Source organism: Veronia nyctiphanis (assembly GCF_004116385.1).
Classification (GTDB): domain Bacteria; phylum Pseudomonadota; class Gammaproteobacteria; order Enterobacterales; family Vibrionaceae; genus Veronia; species Veronia nyctiphanis.
Genome location: NZ_PEIB01000034.1, coordinates 36,777 through 55,469, shown reverse-complemented (window position 1 = coordinate 55,469; position 18,693 = coordinate 36,777). Strand labels below are relative to the sequence as shown.

The 18,693-nt window shown below is 47.5% G+C and carries 15 protein-coding genes; 10 read left to right on the top strand and 5 right to left on the bottom strand.

The window, feature by feature from the left end:
* From CS022_RS20235 to CS022_RS20200, 9 genes are all read left to right on the top strand, one after another.
* Positions 1 to 879, top strand: an 879-nt coding sequence (locus CS022_RS20235) for a polyketide synthase dehydratase domain-containing protein (RefSeq protein ID WP_145964530.1), incomplete at its 5' end; no start/stop codon positions are given.
* Positions 880 to 884: 5 nt separating this feature from the next.
* On the top strand, positions 885 to 5,042 hold the full coding sequence (locus CS022_RS20230) for a type I polyketide synthase (protein ID WP_129123768.1): 4,158 nt from the start codon (positions 885 to 887) through the stop codon (positions 5,040 to 5,042).
* A gap of 146 nt (positions 5,043 to 5,188) precedes the next feature.
* Positions 5,189 to 6,544 carry a flavin-containing monooxygenase gene (locus CS022_RS20225; RefSeq protein WP_129123767.1) on the top strand — a complete coding sequence of 452 codons (1,356 nt, stop codon included), beginning with the start codon at positions 5,189 to 5,191 and terminating at the stop codon, positions 6,542 to 6,544.
* A 149-nt stretch (positions 6,545 to 6,693) separates the two neighbouring features.
* Positions 6,694 to 8,085 carry an alpha/beta fold hydrolase gene (locus CS022_RS20220; RefSeq protein ID WP_129123766.1) on the top strand — a complete coding sequence of 464 codons (1,392 nt, stop codon included), beginning with the start codon at positions 6,694 to 6,696 and terminating at the stop codon, positions 8,083 to 8,085.
* Positions 8,082 to 8,657: a hypothetical protein gene (locus tag CS022_RS26770; protein ID WP_235869819.1), complete on the top strand. Its 576-nt coding sequence runs from the start codon at positions 8,082 to 8,084 to the stop codon at positions 8,655 to 8,657. The genes CS022_RS20220 and CS022_RS26770 overlap by 4 nt, the downstream gene beginning before the upstream one ends.
* Positions 8,621 to 9,391: a GMC family oxidoreductase N-terminal domain-containing protein gene (locus tag CS022_RS20215; protein ID WP_235869820.1), complete on the top strand. Its 771-nt coding sequence runs from the start codon at positions 8,621 to 8,623 to the stop codon at positions 9,389 to 9,391. The genes CS022_RS26770 and CS022_RS20215 overlap by 37 nt, the downstream gene beginning before the upstream one ends.
* Positions 9,392 to 9,495: 104 nt before the next feature.
* Positions 9,496 to 10,167, top strand: coding sequence for a GMC family oxidoreductase (locus CS022_RS20210; protein ID WP_129123764.1), 672 nt, complete (start codon positions 9,496 to 9,498; stop codon positions 10,165 to 10,167).
* Positions 10,168 to 10,215: 48 nt separating this feature from the next.
* On the top strand, positions 10,216 to 11,478 hold the full coding sequence (gene fabD / locus CS022_RS20205) for an ACP S-malonyltransferase (protein WP_129123763.1): 1,263 nt from the start codon (positions 10,216 to 10,218) through the stop codon (positions 11,476 to 11,478).
* A 14-nt stretch (positions 11,479 to 11,492) separates the two neighbouring features.
* The gene (locus tag CS022_RS20200) at positions 11,493 to 12,164 is read left to right on the top strand and encodes a hypothetical protein (protein ID WP_235869818.1); all 672 of its coding nucleotides are present in this window, start codon (positions 11,493 to 11,495) and stop codon (positions 12,162 to 12,164) included.
* Between the two features lie 156 nt (positions 12,165 to 12,320).
* Here CS022_RS20200 and CS022_RS20195 read toward each other — a convergent pair whose 3' ends face one another.
* The 5 genes from CS022_RS20195 to CS022_RS20175 all read right to left on the bottom strand — a co-directional run bounded on the left by CS022_RS20195 (position 12,321) and on the right by CS022_RS20175 (position 16,734).
* Entirely contained in the window at positions 12,321 to 13,058 is a 738-nt protein-coding gene (locus tag CS022_RS20195) for an IS6 family transposase (RefSeq protein WP_129123761.1), read from the bottom strand.
* 230 nt (positions 13,059 to 13,288) lie between these two features.
* On the bottom strand, positions 13,289 to 13,915 hold the full coding sequence (locus CS022_RS20190) for a LysE family translocator (RefSeq protein ID WP_129123760.1): 627 nt from the start codon (positions 13,913 to 13,915) through the stop codon (positions 13,289 to 13,291).
* A gap of 100 nt (positions 13,916 to 14,015) precedes the next feature.
* Positions 14,016 to 14,402: a tautomerase family protein gene (locus CS022_RS20185; protein WP_129123759.1), complete on the bottom strand. Its 387-nt coding sequence runs from the start codon at positions 14,400 to 14,402 to the stop codon at positions 14,016 to 14,018.
* A 478-nt stretch (positions 14,403 to 14,880) separates the two neighbouring features.
* Entirely contained in the window at positions 14,881 to 16,095 is a 1,215-nt protein-coding gene (locus CS022_RS20180; RefSeq protein ID WP_129123758.1) for a leucine-rich repeat domain-containing protein, read from the bottom strand.
* Between the two features lie 357 nt (positions 16,096 to 16,452).
* Positions 16,453 to 16,734 carry a hypothetical protein gene (locus CS022_RS20175; protein WP_129123757.1) on the bottom strand — a complete coding sequence of 94 codons (282 nt, stop codon included), beginning with the start codon at positions 16,732 to 16,734 and terminating at the stop codon, positions 16,453 to 16,455.
* Positions 16,735 to 18,118: 1,384 nt separating this feature from the next.
* On the opposite strand from CS022_RS20175, the gene CS022_RS24970 reads away from it, so the two are divergent.
* Entirely contained in the window at positions 18,119 to 18,256 is a 138-nt protein-coding gene (locus CS022_RS24970; RefSeq protein ID WP_161569693.1) for a hypothetical protein, read from the top strand.
* Positions 18,257 to 18,693 lie beyond the last annotated feature (437 nt).

The following is an 18,693-nucleotide window of genomic DNA, read 5'->3' as shown; positions in this document are numbered from 1 at the left end:
TGCCCAGGCTCGTTTGTTAGCGACCAGAGAAGCCACAACCCCACCCCCAATGGACCACAAAATGCTGACGGTGTTACTCAAATTCATGCCCAGGCTCGTTTGTTAGCGACCAGAGAAGCCACAACCCCACCCCCAATGGACATGCAAGAATTACACACCCGCTTTAAACAGCACGCCTCGAAGGAGGAATGTTACGGACTATTGAGCCAGCTCAAGTTTGGTTATGGCGAGTGCTTTCAGGCCATCGACGGCGTGAGTTATGGCGAAGGTGAAGCCTTGGCGAAGCTGGTCTTGCCAAAAAGACTTGAAGCAGGGTTTGACTACTATTTCCTCCACCCATCCTTGATGGATGGCGCGACTCAGTCCGTTATTTCCGTTGTCAGGAATGAGCGTACTCAGGGTGAGGAGCTGATGCCGTATGTTCCCTTTGTTGCCTCAGAAATCGACATCTATTCAACATTGAGCCCCGTTTGCTACGCCCACCTCAGGTTAATCCGTGGGCCGAGAGATATGGACAGTATGAAGAAAGTCGATCTTACCCTGTTGGATGAGGCGGGCAGGGTTTTAGTGGACATGCGTGGGTATACGTTCAAGGCGTTCAGCTTTGAAGAAATTGCGGCTGCTATGTCTCAACAAGCTGTCTCTCAACAAACGGGGTCTCAACAGGCTCACTCTCAACGTTCTGTAACGCAAAGCCGTGAACCTCAAAGCGCCGTTGCTTTGCATCCTCAGGCAATATCACCGGCCTCAGATGCGCCTATCGATAGAACAAAACCTGAAGGGACTGGCACTCTTGAGGCACAACCGTCTGCTTTGCAGCAAGCCTTGCCTGCGACAGATACACAGCAAAACGTTTTCTTTTTCAGTGAGTGGGAGTAGTGCACATGTCTTGCCTGATTTTTATTGAAAATATGAATGAAGCAGACGCTATCTTGTCTGCATTCAAAAATTCGGACCAAGGTGCGCTCGGCAGCAACCGCTCTATCCTAGTGGTACCGGGGGATTGCTTTGCTGAGATTGGATTGGATTGCTACAGCATTCGACCCAATGCAAATGAGGATTACCTGCAACTGCTGTCTTCGCTACCTCAATTGCCGGAAAAGGTTCTATATGCCTGGCCTTGGTCGACACAAACCATGGCGGACGATAATGGGCGGGTTGGATACTATTCCCGAGATATCGAGGCAGCATTTTTGCTGACTAAAGCGTTGCTGGCCCAGCAGCCTGAGCATAAGATTCGCTTGTTGTATGTCTATAGCAATACTGATTCTTCTCATCCGCGTCCGCATCACGATGCTTTTGTAGGTTTTGCTAAGGCAATCACGCACGAAAGCCGAAAGGTCTGTTGGCGACAACTTTGCCTTGTTTCTCCTCAGTCCGTTGCTTTTCACAGCGTGCTTCCTGCGATTTTGAATGAGTTCTCTTGCGAGGGTGATGATATTCAAGTGCGCTATGTGGATGGTGTCCGCCAACGGCTGGTATTCCGCGAAATACCAGCGCCAGATAAGCCACCCTCTGGACATGAACTATCGGCTGCCTTACCTGTTCGTGATGGCGGGATCTATATCGTCACTGGCGGCCTGGGTGGGCTGGGATACATTGTGGCTCGTCACATTGCCAGTCAGAGCAGGGTAAAGCTGGTGCTTTGTGGGCGCAGTGACAGGAATGACGGTATAAATGAATGTTTGGAAGAACTTGAATTTCTCGGAGCTAGCTGCATTTACCGTCAGTTGGACGTCTCTGATGCTGCTTCAGTCAACGCGCTGGTGGAGGAGGTGCGTCATACCCTAGGCCCGATTAACGGGCTGTTTCACTGTGCGGGTATCAACAGGGATGCATTGGTTAAAGACAAGACGTTGCAAGATTTCCGCGCCGTATTGCATCCAAAAGTGTTGGGTACATTGAATTTAGATGAAGCGACCAGGAATGATCCATTGGACTTTGTGGTGTACTTCTCTTCGATTTCTGCCTTGCTTGGCAACATCGGCCAATCTGACTATTGCTACGCCAACAGCTTTCTCGACCATTACTCTGCATGGCGCAATAACATGGTTCATCGGCGCCTGCGACTGGGACGCAGCATTTCGGTCAACTGGCCGCTTTGGAAAGATGGCGGTATGCAGGTGGATGAACAGGTGGCGTTGTTTTCTGAGCGGAATACCGGAGCGGGACCACTGAGTATAGAAGATGGGCTGAATTTGCTCGCTGATGTGATGCGGATAAACAACGTCTCTCATGTGTTTACTGCGAAAGGAACAACAGAAAAACTGCGTAATTGCTTTAATATTCAGGGGACTCAGTCCTCTATGGGCACATCTCAGCCGGAGCAACAGCCCGCACAATCATCTGCACCTGCTGCGTCCATTTCCTCACCGCCGATCCCGGACACTCCGCTTGTATCTGCCTCCGGCACTCAGGGCTCAACAGTAATAAGCAGTCCGTCGTCTTCTGTGAGGAGAAATGCGCAGAGCGTCACCGACGCAGAAGTACTGGGTGTCCTCCGGGAAAACTTGGTCACGGGAATTGTAGAAATACTTGAGGTTGCACCAAAAGATGTGGATATCGACAGTGACCTGAATAATTTTGGCTTTGACTCGATTACTTTTACCACTTTTGGAAATCGTATCGCAGACGTTCTCGATATCGAGATAACACCGGTTGTTTTCTTTGAGTATCAAACAGTCAGAGATTTATCCGAGTACATGTTGGAAGAACACAGGAAAGAAATTCTTGCCTGGCACCTAGAGCACAATACCCAACCTGCCTCACAACCTGATGTGACCATGCAGTCTTCGGAACTTTCTATACAACATTCGCATATAAGGCAACCTGAGCCGTTGCTTTCAACACCTACACCTCCAATACCTACACCGGCACCCCTGAGTCATACTCCTAGCGCTCCTAAGCCTCAAACATCAGAGCCTCGAACATCCGAGCCGCTAACACAGGAAACCCCATCACCACGTGTGACGGATTATGCCGCAGCAGGGACAAATTCCACTTCGATGCGAGGTCATTCTTCACCTCGGGTTCCCATTTCACAAGCAGTTAGTGCCAGTGAGCCTATTGCGATTATCGGTATTGACGGGATTCTTCCACAGTCTGAAGATTTATCCGCTTTCTGGAAGCACTTGGAAATGGGAAGTGACCTTATCACCGAAGTGCCGGAAGCACGCTGGAGCTGGAGAAAGGTCTGGGGAGATCCGTTTAAGGAGAAAAACCGCACCAAAATCAAATGGGGGGGATTCATTCCGGACGTGGATAAATTTGATGCTGCATTTTTTGGGTTGTCACCCCGAGAAGCCGAACTGATGGACCCCCAACACCGACTATTTCTTCAGGTTGTATGGCGCTGTATTGAAGATGCGGGGTATCGTGCTTCCACATTGGCTGAAACGCAGAAAGTGGGCTTGTTTTGTGGCTCTGCCAGTATTGACTATCACGACATCATGGTACGCAGCGATATTGATATCGACATTTTCTCTGTGACCGGAAGTATGTTTTCTGTATTGGTCAACCGTATCTCATACCTGCTTAATTTCAGGGGACCGAGCGAGCCGGTAGAAACCGCCTGTTCTAGCTCTTTGGTGGCGGTTCATCGAGCGATTCAATCCATACGAGCCGGGGAATGTGATGTTGCCCTTGCCGGCGGCATTCATTTGATGCTGGAACCCAATGTGCATATCGGTCTCGACAAGGGCGGGTTCCTGAGCCCACAGGGACGGTGCGCGACGTTCGACAAAGAGGCTGACGGATATGTCCGGGGGGAGGGGGCCGTGGCTTTGTTGCTGAAGCCGCTTTCACGTGCCGAGGAAGACGGCGACAACATTCATGCGCTCATCCGTGGCTCTATGGTTAATCACGGTGGCGCAGTCAATACCCTCACAACACCAAACCCCAACGCCCAGACAGAGGTCATTGTTGAAGCGTGGAGGCAGGCAGGGGTCGATCCGGAAACCATCAGCTATATAGAAGCGCATGGTACAGGCACTGCGCTGGGTGACCCTATCGAGGTCAAGGCATTGCGTAAAGCGCTTGATACCCTCTATAAGGACTGGGGGAAGGAGACCGCTCCATACCAGCCACATTGCGGGCTAGGGTCGGTGAAGTCGAACATCGGCCATCTGGAGTTTGTCGCGGGGGCAAGCGGTGTTGCCAAAATGGTGATGTCGATGAAGCACAAGATCTTGCCAGCAACTATTCACTATACCGGCTTAAACCCCTACATACAGCTCGACAATACCCCTTTCTTCATCCAGGACAAGCAGCAAGACTGGTCGCCGATTGTACGACCAGACGGTTCAATCACGCCATTGCGTGCTGGTGTTAGCTCATTCGGGTTTGGCGGTGTCAATTCGCACGTTGCGCTGGAATCCTACGACCCAGCTCCACGGCCTGTGTACCCGGAATCACCTTGTGTCATTTTGTTGTCAGCCAAAGACAGGACTGCGCTTCAGCGAATTGTATCCAAGTTGCGGAACTGGCTGAGGGATGAGGAGAACGTGCCGCTCAGCGATATTGCTTTTACGCTGGCGATGGGCCGAGAACATATGGAAGAGCGTTTGCTGATTGTGGCACAAAACCGCCAGGATTTAACCCTCCGGCTTGACGCGATTCAGAGTAGCCGTCGTTGGGGTGAACCCATCCCTTCTGTCTATAGCGGTTCAAAGAACGAAGGCAAAGCTCGCTTCACTTTCCTTAAATCGAAGGAAGAAGCGACCAATTACGCGAAGTCATTGGTCGCGCAGGATGATCTCCCATTGATATGTGAGAATTGGGTAGATGGACTGGACATCAACTGGGATCAAACCGCCTATACACAAGGATACCGAACGTCGCTGCCCACCTATCCATTTGCTAAAACTCGCCACTGGTCGAGCCGCCGGAAACGCCACGAAGCGAACCCGACACTGTGGCATCTGAATCCAGGGAATCGCTTGAGCCAACACCAAGTCAAAAACAACAGGTGGCTCACGCTACTGGCGAAGCGAAACCGACGTATTCACAAGAAGTCAGCGATTTGCTGGATGAAGGGTTGCTGACCGATGAACAGGCTAAAGAGCTACTATCGGTTCTATAAAAGCGACGTTCAAAATGCGCGGCTTCTCATGTCATAAAGTCGTGGCTAGCTGTTTTGAAATGCGCAGGGGGCTGGCTTTCAAAACGGTTACTGATATAAGGAAATCTTATGAAAACCATACCCACTATTACTGATGTCGGGCCAATCGTCAGGCATGATGAAAAGGTATTGATTCTCGGGGGCGGCGCTTCGGGCATCGCCATCGGAAAGACCTTTTCACAGCGCGGTATCCCTTTCGATATCATTGAGCGAGAAGACGACTTTGGCGGTAACTGGTATCTCAACAGCCCAGCCTCCAAGGTCTATCGTTCTGCCCATCTAATAAGCTCAAAAACTAACACCCAGCTTAGTGACTATCCTATGCCGGATGACTACCCTCACTACCCCAGTCACACGCAGTTTCTGGCCTATTTGCGGGATGTTGCCAAGACCTTTGGCTTGTATGAGAAAACACGATTCAATGTCGAGATAAAGGCACTATCTCCGTTTGAAGGTGGTTGGCTTGCTGAGCTTTCTGACAATTCCAGACATTGGTACGCTGACGTTGTTGTGGCCAATGGCTTGCTGCGTGACCCCATTTTCCCAGCTATTCCCGGTCACTTCAGCGGCGAGCTAATACATTCAATCGACTATGTCTCTTCTGATGTCTTTGACGGTAAACGGGTGCTTGTCGTTGGGGGAGGAAACTCGGGATGTGATATTGCTGTCGATAGTGCTCAAAGAGCAAGTTATACCTGTCACTCGATGCGGCGGGGCTATCACTACATGCCCAAATTTATTGATGGTAAGCCGACTCAGGAATGGTTGATGGAAATAGTATCCCAGTTCGAATCGCCAGAAGCGTATTGGGAACATGTTCAGGCCACCTTCAAGCTGGCTGGCTTTGATGGCACAGACTTCGGCCTCCCTAAACCTGATCACGCTATTCATCAGGCTCACCCAATTTTGAACTCCAATATTCTCTATTGCATGGGGCATGGGGATCTTGTCTCCAAGCCGGATGTGGTTTCCTTTGACGATGAGTGGGTGGAATTTGCTGACGGTAGTAGAGATAAATTTGATGTTGTGCTACTGGCAACAGGATACAAACCTAGCCTACCTTTTCTCGATTCCTCGGTGCTCGACAGGGAAAAGGGGATGAACCAGCTCTTTCTACACTCTGTGCCTATGCATTACGACAGTATTGTATTTGCAGGCTATTTCAATATTCCTTCCGGCTTCGGCAACCTTGCTAACAACTGCTCTCGATTTTTAGCCAATTATTTTCTGAGCAAGAGAAGGAACACAGCGTCTTGGCGGGTGTTTAACCAGTTCAAGCACTATCAGGATGAGATTGATATTGGTCATGGGCAGTTTGTGAATACTAGACGCCATGCCAATGAGCTCGATCTCTGGAAATACATCAAAACGGTCAATTTTATCAGTGAGCAGTTGGAAGCCGAGTTAGACCACTCGTCAGTATAGCCCTAACGCCGTAATGATCGTTAGCCAACATAGAACGTCAGCCAACAAAGAGCGTTTGACAACATCGAAGGTTAGACAACGTAGAGCGTTTGTTAACTAAGAGTGTTTGTCAGCTTAGAACGTTGGCCAATATAGAGCGAGGTATCGCAATGAATCAGCCGCAAATCTCTGATGAAACGGTGAAAGCAGAAATGCTGGACAAAGCTGCTCTGCTAAGAAAAATACGAGAAGGACATCTAAGGCCTGATGAAGCTATTTCAGCTTTGCGCAATGTCGTATCGACTACGTCTTCCCCATCCAATGGAGCTAAGCAAACGATCTTGTGGGAAGACGGATTCTTTTCAGATCTGGTGGCTCTGGTTTCAGACATTCTCCATATTCCCGCTGACCAGGTTGACCCAGATATGCCTGTTGCTGACATGGGGCTGGATTCCCTATCGGCGACTAAGTTCAATAATCATGTTCGAGCAGAATGGGGCTTGACGCTTCAAGCGACCGCGTTCTTTGAATGTAATACGGTGAGGGACTTTTCACAGTATATTCTTCGTCTGCATAAAAACGCGTTACGCGAACACTACCAGCCTGTTCAGGCAGAGGTAGCGCAGCCGCAGGCCAGATCAATGGGTGCCACGGATGAGCTGGAAACCGTGAAAACAAAACAGGAATCGGCGACGGGGAAAGCACCCCGTAATTCTGGTGATCCTGCCCGGAGCAACCTTCAGCGACTATGGGAAAAGGCACAGCAGGACCTCGTGTCAGGGAAAAGTATGGTCAGACGTCAACAAATTGACCGATTGCTTCTTGAACGGACCGGCGGTCCCTGCATTGAGCTTGGCATATGCGGGAAGGGTGCACCCGTTTTGCTCTTGGGTGGACTCCTGAACCCGGATGAAATCTGGTACCGCCAACTTGATACGCTAAAAGCTCACTACCGTGTTATCGCCTTTAACAAGCCGGGCTGTGGGCGTAGCGGTGTTGATATTCATAACCTTTCCATTGACGCAATTATTGAAGACTTAGTCTACGCGCTTGACAGTATCAATGTTTCCGAGCCTGTCTCCGTCGTGGGCTTTTCATTCGGTGGCATGTTGGCGCAAGCGCTGGCGGTGAAATACCCGAACCGTGTTAGACGCCTGGCGTTAATCAACACCACGGGTGCACAGAGGCCAAGAGATGAAGAGATACATATCCTAAAGAAGGAATTGGAAAGCTGTCCAGAAGTCCTTTCAATCAATGGTGATATCGATTTCGCGCTTGCTGCGCGCTATCGGGAAGTTTCCCATGGCTTCAATATGCTGGATAGTTTACCTCATATAAAAGCCCCTGCCCTAGTGCTGTCTGCAAGCAACGATCACTATATGCTAGCCCAGCATTCCGATGAGTTGGCGAAGCTCCTGGCGCGAGCCCGACACGAAGTTATTACCAATGCTGGGCATTTTTCCCTGCTGACCCACTGGGAGCGGGTGAATACCTTTTTGATGTCGTTCCTAGGTGAACAAACCTTGCCTTCAATAACCGCATTGGAGGAATGTGAGGAATGAATGAACAATTGCCCCGGGAAGCGATGACTCTTGTCTCTGACAACATTTTTCCACTCACTGAGGGTCAACGTGAGGCGTTGATAGCCGCGATAGACACATTTGTTCCATCCATTAATTCCTCAACTCCAAGCCAAAATTCGACGGAGAGGGACATGGAGTTTTGGCATTGCCAGGCCAGTGATCTGGATATTGACCAATTGATTGTCGATACCATCAGTAGTCAATCCCGTGCTGTGCGGAAGGACTTTTCGTTGTTGCTTCGCCTGCTTTCCTCACCGGTGGCAGGGCTGCTTGGCGGTGGGTTACCAGCGTCTTTTCAGTCAATGAGCTTGCAAAAGAGAGAAAGGCTGCTCATTCGCTGGTCAACAAGCCGGATTCCGGATCTTCGCCGTGCATTCTCATCACTGAAGCGTTTGACAATGTTTACATACTACAGCCGAGGCAGATGGGCAGAGGAGCTGGCTGGCCAACGCTTGGCTACCCATCTCCTCCCATTGAGTCGACATCAAATATCACCCCCCGAGGGCTCACCACTATGCCTAGTGAAGGAGACCTTGAATGCGAAACCTTGATCATTGGTAGCGGTGCTGGCGGTGGGGTTGTCGCCAGTACGCTGGCTGAAAAAGGTATGGATGTCATGGTGGTGGAGAGGGGCGCTTATATTCCAAGGAGTGAACGCAATAACCGGGAATTTGAGATGGTGTCGAGGATGTACGCCGATCGCGGCATGCTCACAACTAACGACCAGGCCATCTCTCTCTTTGCCGGACAAAATCTCGGAGGAGGAACCAGCGTCAATTGGTCGGTGTCCTTAAGGCCCACTGAACCGCTTTTGAACGAGTGGGCCAGGGAGCACGACTTGCCTCACCTACTCACCCCTGAATTTTCCCAATGCATTGATGATGTTTGCGAGCAACTTAATGTCGTGCCGGAAGTGCCGCATAACCGGCAAAACCAGATGCTTCTGACCGGCTCCGAGTGTATTGGTGGCCCGAGTGGACCTTTACCACAGAATGTTCGCGGTTGTGAGAAACACGGCTATAGCCAGTGTGGATATTGCTTATTTGGTTGTCGGAATGGCTTCAAACGAGACGTTACAGAAGCGTGTTTCAATGAAAAACGTGATACCGGCGATGTGCGTATACACGACAACGTTGAGATTAAAAGGCTTGTGCATAGAAATGGAAACGTTCTGTATGCTGAAGCGGTCGCACGTTCGTCGAATGGGGAGCTGCGTTCGCTGAAAATTCGAGCTAAGCGGTATGTCGTTTCCGCCGGCGGTATCTTTACGCCAGCCTGTTGTTAGCCAGTGGATTTAGCCACCCCCAACTGGGAAAAAATCTGTATCTGCACCCCGCCCATTTAGTTATCGCCAAATATCCTGAGGCGATAGAGTCATGGCGTGGTGGCATGATGACAAGCTTCAATGATCATGCTGTCAACCTAGATGGCATGGGCTATGGCTGCAAGATAGAGACAGCCCCTCTCCATACGGGCCTTCTGGCGGCTACCTTGCCGTGGCGAGGTGGAGAATCCCACAAAAAGCTTATGTTAGAGATGCCGTACTATGCCGCATTTGCTGTTATTAACCGAGACAGGCATGGCGGCTCCGTCTCTGTAGACCGAGAGGGGAAGCCCAGTGTGAGCTATCGGAAGCATAGAAAGGATCATCAACATTCTCTCCATGGTGTTGCCACTGCCGCTGCGCTTCATTCTTCCGCAGGCGCAGAGAAAATCATAGTAAACCACCATAGTGGTATTACCTTTCAGCCTAGTGAGCACACAAGACGAGTTCAGGGGACCAGCCAAATAGATGCGTATCTTCAGCGTATTAGAGCGTTGAACTGGGCACCGAATGCAGTGCCGTCTTTCAGTGCCCATCAAATGGGAAGTTGCCGCATGGGCGGTAATGAAAAAAGCAGCCCTGTCCGCCCTGATGGCAGGCTATGGGGAGTGAGTAATCTCTATGTAGCCGATACCAGCCTTTTTCCATCTGCCAGCGGTATTAATCCAATGATCACTGCGCAGTCTTTGGCACGTCATATCGCGCTCAATATCGTTCCAGAGAGTGTGGGGCGCTAATACGGGGCGTGAGATTACTTGGGCATTAGCCAGTAACAAAAAAAGGTAATGAATGATGAAGGCTTTTTTATTTCCCGGCCAGGTTCACAAAGAGTAGGTATGGGCGGAGAACTATTTACGAAATATTCCGCCATGACTCAGCAAGCCAACCATATTCTTGGCTACGATATCGCCGAGTTATGCCTGTATGATCCTGATAAGAAGCTAGGGCAGACAAAATTCACCCAGCCAGCTCTGTATGTTGTTGATGCGCTGAACTACCATGCCCAAATTGAAAAGGAGAAAAGCGAGCCATCCTGTCTGGCAGGTCATAGCTTGGGAGAGTACGTGGCTCTTTACGCCGCAGGCGTCTATGACTTTGACACGGGATTGCGGCTGGTTAACGAGCGTGCGAGTTTGATGAGTGAAGTGGGGGGGGGCGGCATGGCAGCTATCACTCAGATAACGGTGGATGCATTGCTGGAAATCTTACGCGTCGGGGAAGGCCTAGATAACCTAGATGTTGCCAATTACAACAGCCCTACGCAGACCGTGGTGTCTGGTGATTTGGAACAGTTGAAGAAACTAAGTACCATGCTAAGGGAACACGGAGCACAATACTACCCATTGCGCGTTAGCGCGGCCTTTCATTCTCGGTATATGCGTGATGCAGAATCGCGTTTTTCCCATTTTGCCCAGACGATTCACTTCCGTGCTCCCAATAGACCGGTAATCGCCAACCTTACCGGCCAACCTTACCCCAGTGACAGCGATGCGATCCGTGGCACCTTAACTCAGCAGATTTCCAACCCGGTTCGCTGGGTGGACACCATCCAGTATATGCTTGACGCTGGCATCTCAGCGTTCGAAGAATTAGGCCCAGGTAACGTGCTTTCAAAACTGGTGGAGGGCATTAGGCAGTCTCCCAAACAGCAGCCTCTAAGTCAGCAGCGAGTAAGCCATAAACGAGTGACAGAGTGGTCGCCAGAGAAAACCTTGGCCGCGTGGGCAAGCGAGAATCAAAAACAGCCTAGCCCAAAAGAGCAATGCATCTTGCTCTGTCCCGGCATAGGGGGGCAGTATTTTTTAATGGGAAGAAAGCTCTATGAAAACTCGGGGGTTTTTCGACAAGCATTTGATAGGTGCAGTACGCTGAGTGAACCACTTTTGGGCGAGTCTTTATCCTTGTTGGTCTACTCGCCCCTCGATCCAAATGCGACGCTATCTCGGACTCTCCATAGTCACTTGGCCAATTTTGCTTTTGGCTACAGTATGATTGAACACTTACGACATCAAGGGATCGATCCGCCTGTCTGGTGGGCTGGAGTTTAGGGGAATATGTCGCTTTGGCTGCTTCTAGTGCTATCACGTTAGAAGAGGCAATAGGTGTTGTCGCGAGACAGGCACTTGATATTGAACGCTATACACAAGAAGTCAACATGTTGGCTATTCAGTCCTGTGTGAATATTTTCTATAGCCTTTCTGACGTGTTTGAAAATACCTCACTCATTGGTATCCTCAGCAATAATTCTTTTGCAATAATCGGTACGAAAGATCAGGTGAGACGAACGGCAGACTTGCTTGACGAGAGGCAAATTGACTCTCTGCCATTGCCAGTTCGTCATGGATTTCATTCGCCTCAAGTCGAACCCGCGAAGTTATCATTCCAGGCGTATTGCCGGGAACGTATCCAGTTTCACACGCCAAAAATACCAGTCTATTCAAGTGCAAGCAGAAACAAAGTCAAAGAACTAAACTCCGACTATCTATGGACTGTTTGCCGATCCCGATTCAATTTTTCAGGGGCACTGATAAAAGCGGTCACAGACCACCCTAGATTGCCAATGATTGACATCGGCCCGTCGGGTGCTGCCGCCAACCACGCAAAGCATATTCTCGGTGCCAGTGCGGAGGTTAGGCATGGCTTGAGATCGGCTCCTAGCGCTTTTTCCTTTAACGCAGATTCCAACCATCGAAACGAAAGTAACGGTGGCATAGTGGTTTGCAGATCTAAATAACCTCAGATCTGCATAAGCGCTTCTTTCTCAAGCCGAGTCAATTTAATGCTCGGCTTTTCGGCTGGAACGAATAGGCAGTGAGCCCGGCCAGCAGGTTTACCGGGTTTGTTGCAAAAAACGAAGTGGTGTAAATTTCATCTGGTTTTATACAAGTGTTCAGGCGAAAACCGTCTCCATATTGAACAGCCTGTTCATGAAGGCGGATCTCTCCCGTACCCGTGTGTCCCGTTCATCATGACGCAACCAAAAATCAAACTGGCCTTTGTTCAGCATCCGCAAAGATTCGAATCCCTGAATACTCGACCAAGCCCGTTTTCGCACTCGAAATCCCCTGGCTGAAGTAATGAGCTTCTTTATCGGTGCGTGCTTAGATTCGACGCCATTATTCAGATATTTAACCTGTCGTTGCTCGACATCAATGCGCAGTTTGCCCTCATTTTTGAGACGAGAGATGGCATAAGCATAGGAGGCATGTTTATCTATGTTCAGCGTCTTTGGCTGCTTCTCTTCTTTATAATATCGAAGCACCCGCTTCATAAACTGATAAGCCGCATTGTTATTGCGCTTTTGGGAAAAATAGAAATCCAATGTTTCTCCCTGCTTGTTGATAGCGCGGTACAGAAAATGCCACTTTCCCTTCACTTTTACATACGTCTCGTCAAGCTGCCACGAGGAGTCAGAGCGGATAAATTGATAGTTTCTGAGAGTCTTACGTAGTTTCGGGGAATACTCAATAAACCAGCGGTAAAGCGTCGAACGGTTAACGGCGATCCCTCTTTCGGCAAGCATATCACTGAGGTGTGCGTAACTTAGGGGCGTAGAGCCGTACCAACGGACGCTCCAAAGAATGATCTCAGGGGCGAAGTGTTTCCATTTGAAGTGGGGATTGTTCATTGGATCATATGTTCAGGGGAAGGTAGCTTGAGTCTGGTGATCGATTTCAGTTTTTGCAACAAGCCCGTTTCGAGTTACGCCAGACGAACTGGCGCGGATTTGGACAGAATCAAGTTGGCAAGACGAGTTCAGTGAGCGTCATATGCATTAGGAAAAATATGGGTAATTTACGTCTCACTGAAGGTATTTTTGGTTTAGTCGAAAGCCATTGTCGTTTGTTAACACTCAGATCATCGTTGCTTCATAAACGCCACTGCTAACCCAGAAGAAACGAATGTGATACCTGCACCAATATTTAACCTTGACACCAGTTTAGGTTTGTTTCTAAACCACTCAGACAGTTGAGACGAGAAAACGCCCATTAAACTGAAGCCAACTGCAGTTAATACCGCAAACCAGACTCCATAGCCGATCATTTGCGTTGTAACTGACCCTAAGCTTGGGTTTACAAATTGAGGTACAAAAGCAAGGACAAACATACCTGGTTTCGGGTTAAGCGCTGCAGATAGAAAGCCGGTGGAGAAGATAACTTTCAGTGACTGCTTTTTCGCTGGTTCCAATGAAAACAGATTTCTCGAACGAAGAACTTTCACACCCAACCAAATTAAATAAGCAGCACCAACGAGTTTTACGACGTAGAACGCTACTTCAGAGGTTTGAATTAGAAGAGTTAGCCCAAACGTAGCTGCGACGACATGAAACAAGATCCCCGCCCCGGAAGACATACCCGACATAACTGCCGCAAGTCGACCTTGACTTAAACCACGACCGATCGCGAGTAAATTGTCTGGCCCAGGCGAGATAACTAACAGTAAACAAGCCAATGTATAAGTAACAAATACCTCTAATGGAAACATAAAACCTCCTTGTTGCATGATTCTGAGTGCTAACGTGCCATAAACGGCGAGCGATTTTTGCGAGTCAAGCCCCCGTAGGGGGCGAGGTTTGATGGCCTTGTTATACTTGAACTTTGTAGGTTAAGTCTGCGACTTCATCACCTGTGATACCCCGGAAGCCCCAACAATGAGCAGGTTGTTCTTTGATTGTAATTTCAATATCAATGGGAGCTATGCCTAACCTCAATTCAATGTTATTGAACAGTGCCTTGATTAGAGCCTTCTTGGTTTCGACTTTGCGACCTTCCATCATATTTACTTCGATCACCGTATAAGCATCGGAGCGGCCACTAGGATAGTAAAAATCACTTTTATCAAGCGGGATAAATCTGTGAGCACGCTTATCCTCAGGCAACCCTAAAGCTTGAGTCATCGATTGTTGGATCACATCTGATAAATCAGCTTTGATGGGATTCAAATGTTCTTTAATTCCATATATCACGACCACGATTTCTCCTTAAAACTTATAACGCCTGCCAGCACATATAGAAAAAGCTACCGCATTTCGCTTTGCCGCAAACCGTGTTTAAGCAACCAAGAAACAACAACTTGAATGTGAACTCAACTGCGTGATTAGAATTTCAGACACGCCACTCAAACAACGGTGATCGCTGATTTAGATATAATAAAGAGGAATTTGGCGGCTAAACCTTGGAGCTCAAAACTCTAAAATTAATGGAGATAACGCCAGACATGCTGGCGCAGATTTTGAACAAAAACGAGTTAGCAAAGCCAATTATCAGGTAGGTAAATTAATAATAAAAACTAATGTTTTTTTGGCTTAACGTAGCATGGTCTAGTTTATGGTGAGCAGGTCAAACATACTAGCGGCCACTTTCTCGATTTTGGTAAAAGGGGGAGTGATATCCTACATCGGTCATCAATCGAGAGTTAACATTTTTCTTTGTCTATTCAAGAGGCGTCATCTAACACCCCTCTGGTAGATGCACTTTTGCGTTTGGGCTCAACTTCGATTTAAGCATATGAAATTGCTCGCAAGGCAACTTTTGCTCACTGTCAGCCAGCACTTGAATCATATTGAGGTTCCCAAAAAGTGGCGAAATATCTTTAAACTGGTTTGCACTTATTTGTAGTTTTGTAAGATGAGGCTTATTCGCCAAAGACGCTATATCAGAAATGTCATTGTACGAAAGATAAAGCTCTTGTAGCCGATGCGAACGTTCAAGTACCACAATGTTACGGATATCGTTAATGATGGCTTGTAAAATGCGTAGATTAGGCAGACTGTCGAAGCCTTTTAGGTCTCTCAATCCAGTCCGGTTAGCATAGACCTCTTCAATGCTTGGTGCGAGTTCAATACCCGATGTCGTCTGAAGCGTTTTATTTCCACTGACACTCAGCACCTTTAACTGGGTAAAGGGGGCTAGCCCTTGCAAGTCAACCAGTTGGTTGTTTTGCAGATATAACTCATTTAGAGAGACCAAATCTTCTATGGCACCCAGTTCTTTGATCTTTTGGCCTTGGCAGATTAGCTGGGTGACTTGGCTACGCGATTCTACTTTTTGCTCTCGCTTTGCTACCCGCACACAGCGATCAAGCGCTCGTGCAGATTGCGTATCTATACCTGGTAGGTGTTCATTTGCACCCTGTTTGTGTGCATATGGTTCAATAGACTCCCCACCCAAATAATTCATTTCTTGTGCAATTTGCCAGGTAAAAAAGCCCAACATCAGGATGCCCGCTGCGGGTGCGACACGGCGAGATAAGATTGCAATCAGAAACCAAAGAGTTAACAGCAATAAAAACAGATGGATAGCCCAAAACTGAACGAAGCTGTAAATACGGTTTTTTTGAGGGTTATTGGGGTCAATCAAGACTTCAATTTTATTACCAACGGTTTGCGAACATAGATTACGCGACGGCATTAGCACCTTGCCTTGCACTCTCAATCCACTTTCGGTTTCGGCAACGGGGTAAAACACAGATTTCTCTCGATAGCCATCCGGTCCTCGCTCAGATGAAGCAACCCATTTACCTTCACATGCCACAATTAGCGCAGGTACACCCGTTAAGCGATTAAGTATGGAATACCGTTCGGTTAGGAGACCAGCGACAAGCAGCAAAATACCCAAGATGACCCATCGTGAGACTCGGGTCGATAATTGTGTAATCGGTGACATTGTGTTTCCTTCAGGATATGCGGTGTTCGTACCAAGCCAAGTTAAACATTTAAGTTCAATGGGTTATACAGTTTTTAATCGTTACTCCGAGTCGGCGCACTGTTGGATAAGAGTAAGAAAAAAGCTTAGAAATAATGCGAGGAAATTTATGTTGTGGGAATCATTTGAATAGCCATCGACTTGATAGACACACTTGAGTTAAACCGGATTATGGGCGGTTCAGAGTTACGCCAGGCGAGCTGGCGCAGATTTGGACAAAAACGAGTTGGAAAAGTCAATTTATGGATAGACTACTTGATAATAAAAACTAATGGACACTTGGCGTAATGCTGCATGGTTTAGTATTTAGAGGGCGGGTCAACTCTTATCTCCATTTTCAGCTAGCAATGACATAGCGGCCAGATAGTTAACTAAGAACATGCCAAGACCTAACAATGTTATCAACAAGCTCAACATTTTTTCATTGCCAATATCTCCAAAAATGAGCCCAAGATAAATTGGTGACATAATCGGCAAGCAACTGCCGCTTGAAGCTAGCTTTAAGAAGTAAGTTCTGACTCTCTTAAAATCCACAAGTATCGAAGAAAACATTGTTAAGATGAGGAATATTTCCAATCTTAAATCGAAGAAAGTGTCCATTTTCAAACTCCATTACTTTGTACAGAATATAACGCCTGCCAGCACCTTTTGAAAAAGCTATCGTATTTTACTTTGCCACAAACCGTGCTTATACCACCAAGAGACAACACCCTGATTCTGAATTCAAATGCGTGATTGGAATTTCAAACACGCAACGCAAACAAAGGTTGTTCACGACCATCAGCAATAGTGAAATAGTTCATGAAGCAGGTAGCCAAGCTGATTTCCCACATTGAAATAAACTAAGGTCGTGAGGGCTACTATCGACATTGCAGAACTGGCTACAATCGTCTTTAGTTTCTTCATACTGTTTGTGTTTTTCATTAATACATTCACCTCTGACTTACTTCATTAATATTTACCTTATATTGAAGGTGAAGTAATGGGGACGAATATATGACTTTCGGTGGATTGGCGTGATTGGCGGCATTCTGAAAGGGCTAACGCCTGCAAGCACAGCCAAAAAATGGCGGAGCGTTTTTTGTCCTGTGGCTGCATTTGTTAACCCTTGATCTATTTCTGTCGAGGTTTGCCGCCAGCGGCTTTTCAAAAAGCTACCGCATTTCACTTTGCAGCAAACCGTTTTTAAGCCACAAAGACCCAACAACCAGAACATGAGTTCAAATGTGTGATTGAAATTTCACACACGTCACTTAAACAGCGATGATCGCCGATTTAGATACAAACCTGCGGCTATGAAAAGAGGCGTTTGGCGACTAAACCTTGGTGCTAAAAACTCAAAAACTGTGGGGGATCACGCCAGTCAAACTGGTTAAAATTTGGGCGGTTTCGAGTTGCGCCAGACGAGCTGGCGCGGATTTGGACAAAATCGAGTTGGCAAGGTGAGTTACCCGATTTAATGTTTGATAATAAAAACTAATGGATTCTTGGCTTAGTACTGCATGGTCTAGTTTTTGGGGAGCAGGTCACATGCTGATCAGATTTAATGAAGACAGGATTGTTGGCTCTCACATCATAGGCTTCCGTGCATGCCAACCTTAGTTTTTTTCTTTGAGAAAAAATCAAGTATTCTTAGTATCTTTTTAGCCTATAAATGGATTAGTAAAACTAATAAATCTTGATTGATCTTTGCACATTTTAGTGCATATCCACTAACAAAATTTGGGGCAATTTTGAGTTACGCCAGACAAGCTGGTGCGGATTTGGTCATATACTACAACGCCTCTCTTGAGGGGAGATAGGCGCCTTAAACTGTAAACTGCGAGAAGCGGCAATATAATCAGATAGATATACGACTATCGTCCTTCTTAAACTCTTCTGTGGCTGCATATTTTGAACTGACTCGAGCATTTTTTACAGGTTTTGGTCACTGATTAACCAGTAAATCTAAAGTGTCTATAAAGGTATATAGGTTAGGTGGTTTATGCCCAATGTGGCGGTTCATAGTTATGTGAAGAAACTTGTCTCGGATATTGAGTTCGTTGAAGTCCCGTTCGACCAGATTTTTATCGATGAAATTGCCGTGGATATGTTCAGGGCAGCTAATCCAATATCTGCTTAAAGACGAGCAGTTCGACGCTTGAACAAATGCGACCCAATTTCGATTTGTTGTTAATACAGTCTCCGATTATTTGCTATGCCCATCGGAACACATATCGGGCTGTCTCCGGTCTATTCACTGTGTCGGCAATCAAAAAAGCGAGCATCCAAAATGCGTTCCCAAAAGACGAACCAGTGAGGATCTTGCTACTAAAAAATAAGCCCCCCGTCGATGTTCGAAAAACTATCATTCAGTATGAACTCACAACGAACCTTTTAGACCGTTGCTTTATCAGTGATACGAAAAAAATCTCGACGTTTCTCAGAGCGTGGTTTGTAAAAGACGACGGGAAGAGAAGTATTTTTCAGTCGAAGGAATGGCTGACACTTTATCCAGATCTTACTTCTGCTGATAAGGTGGCTAAATATCTTTCGGTATCGAAGAAAGATCTATAGGAG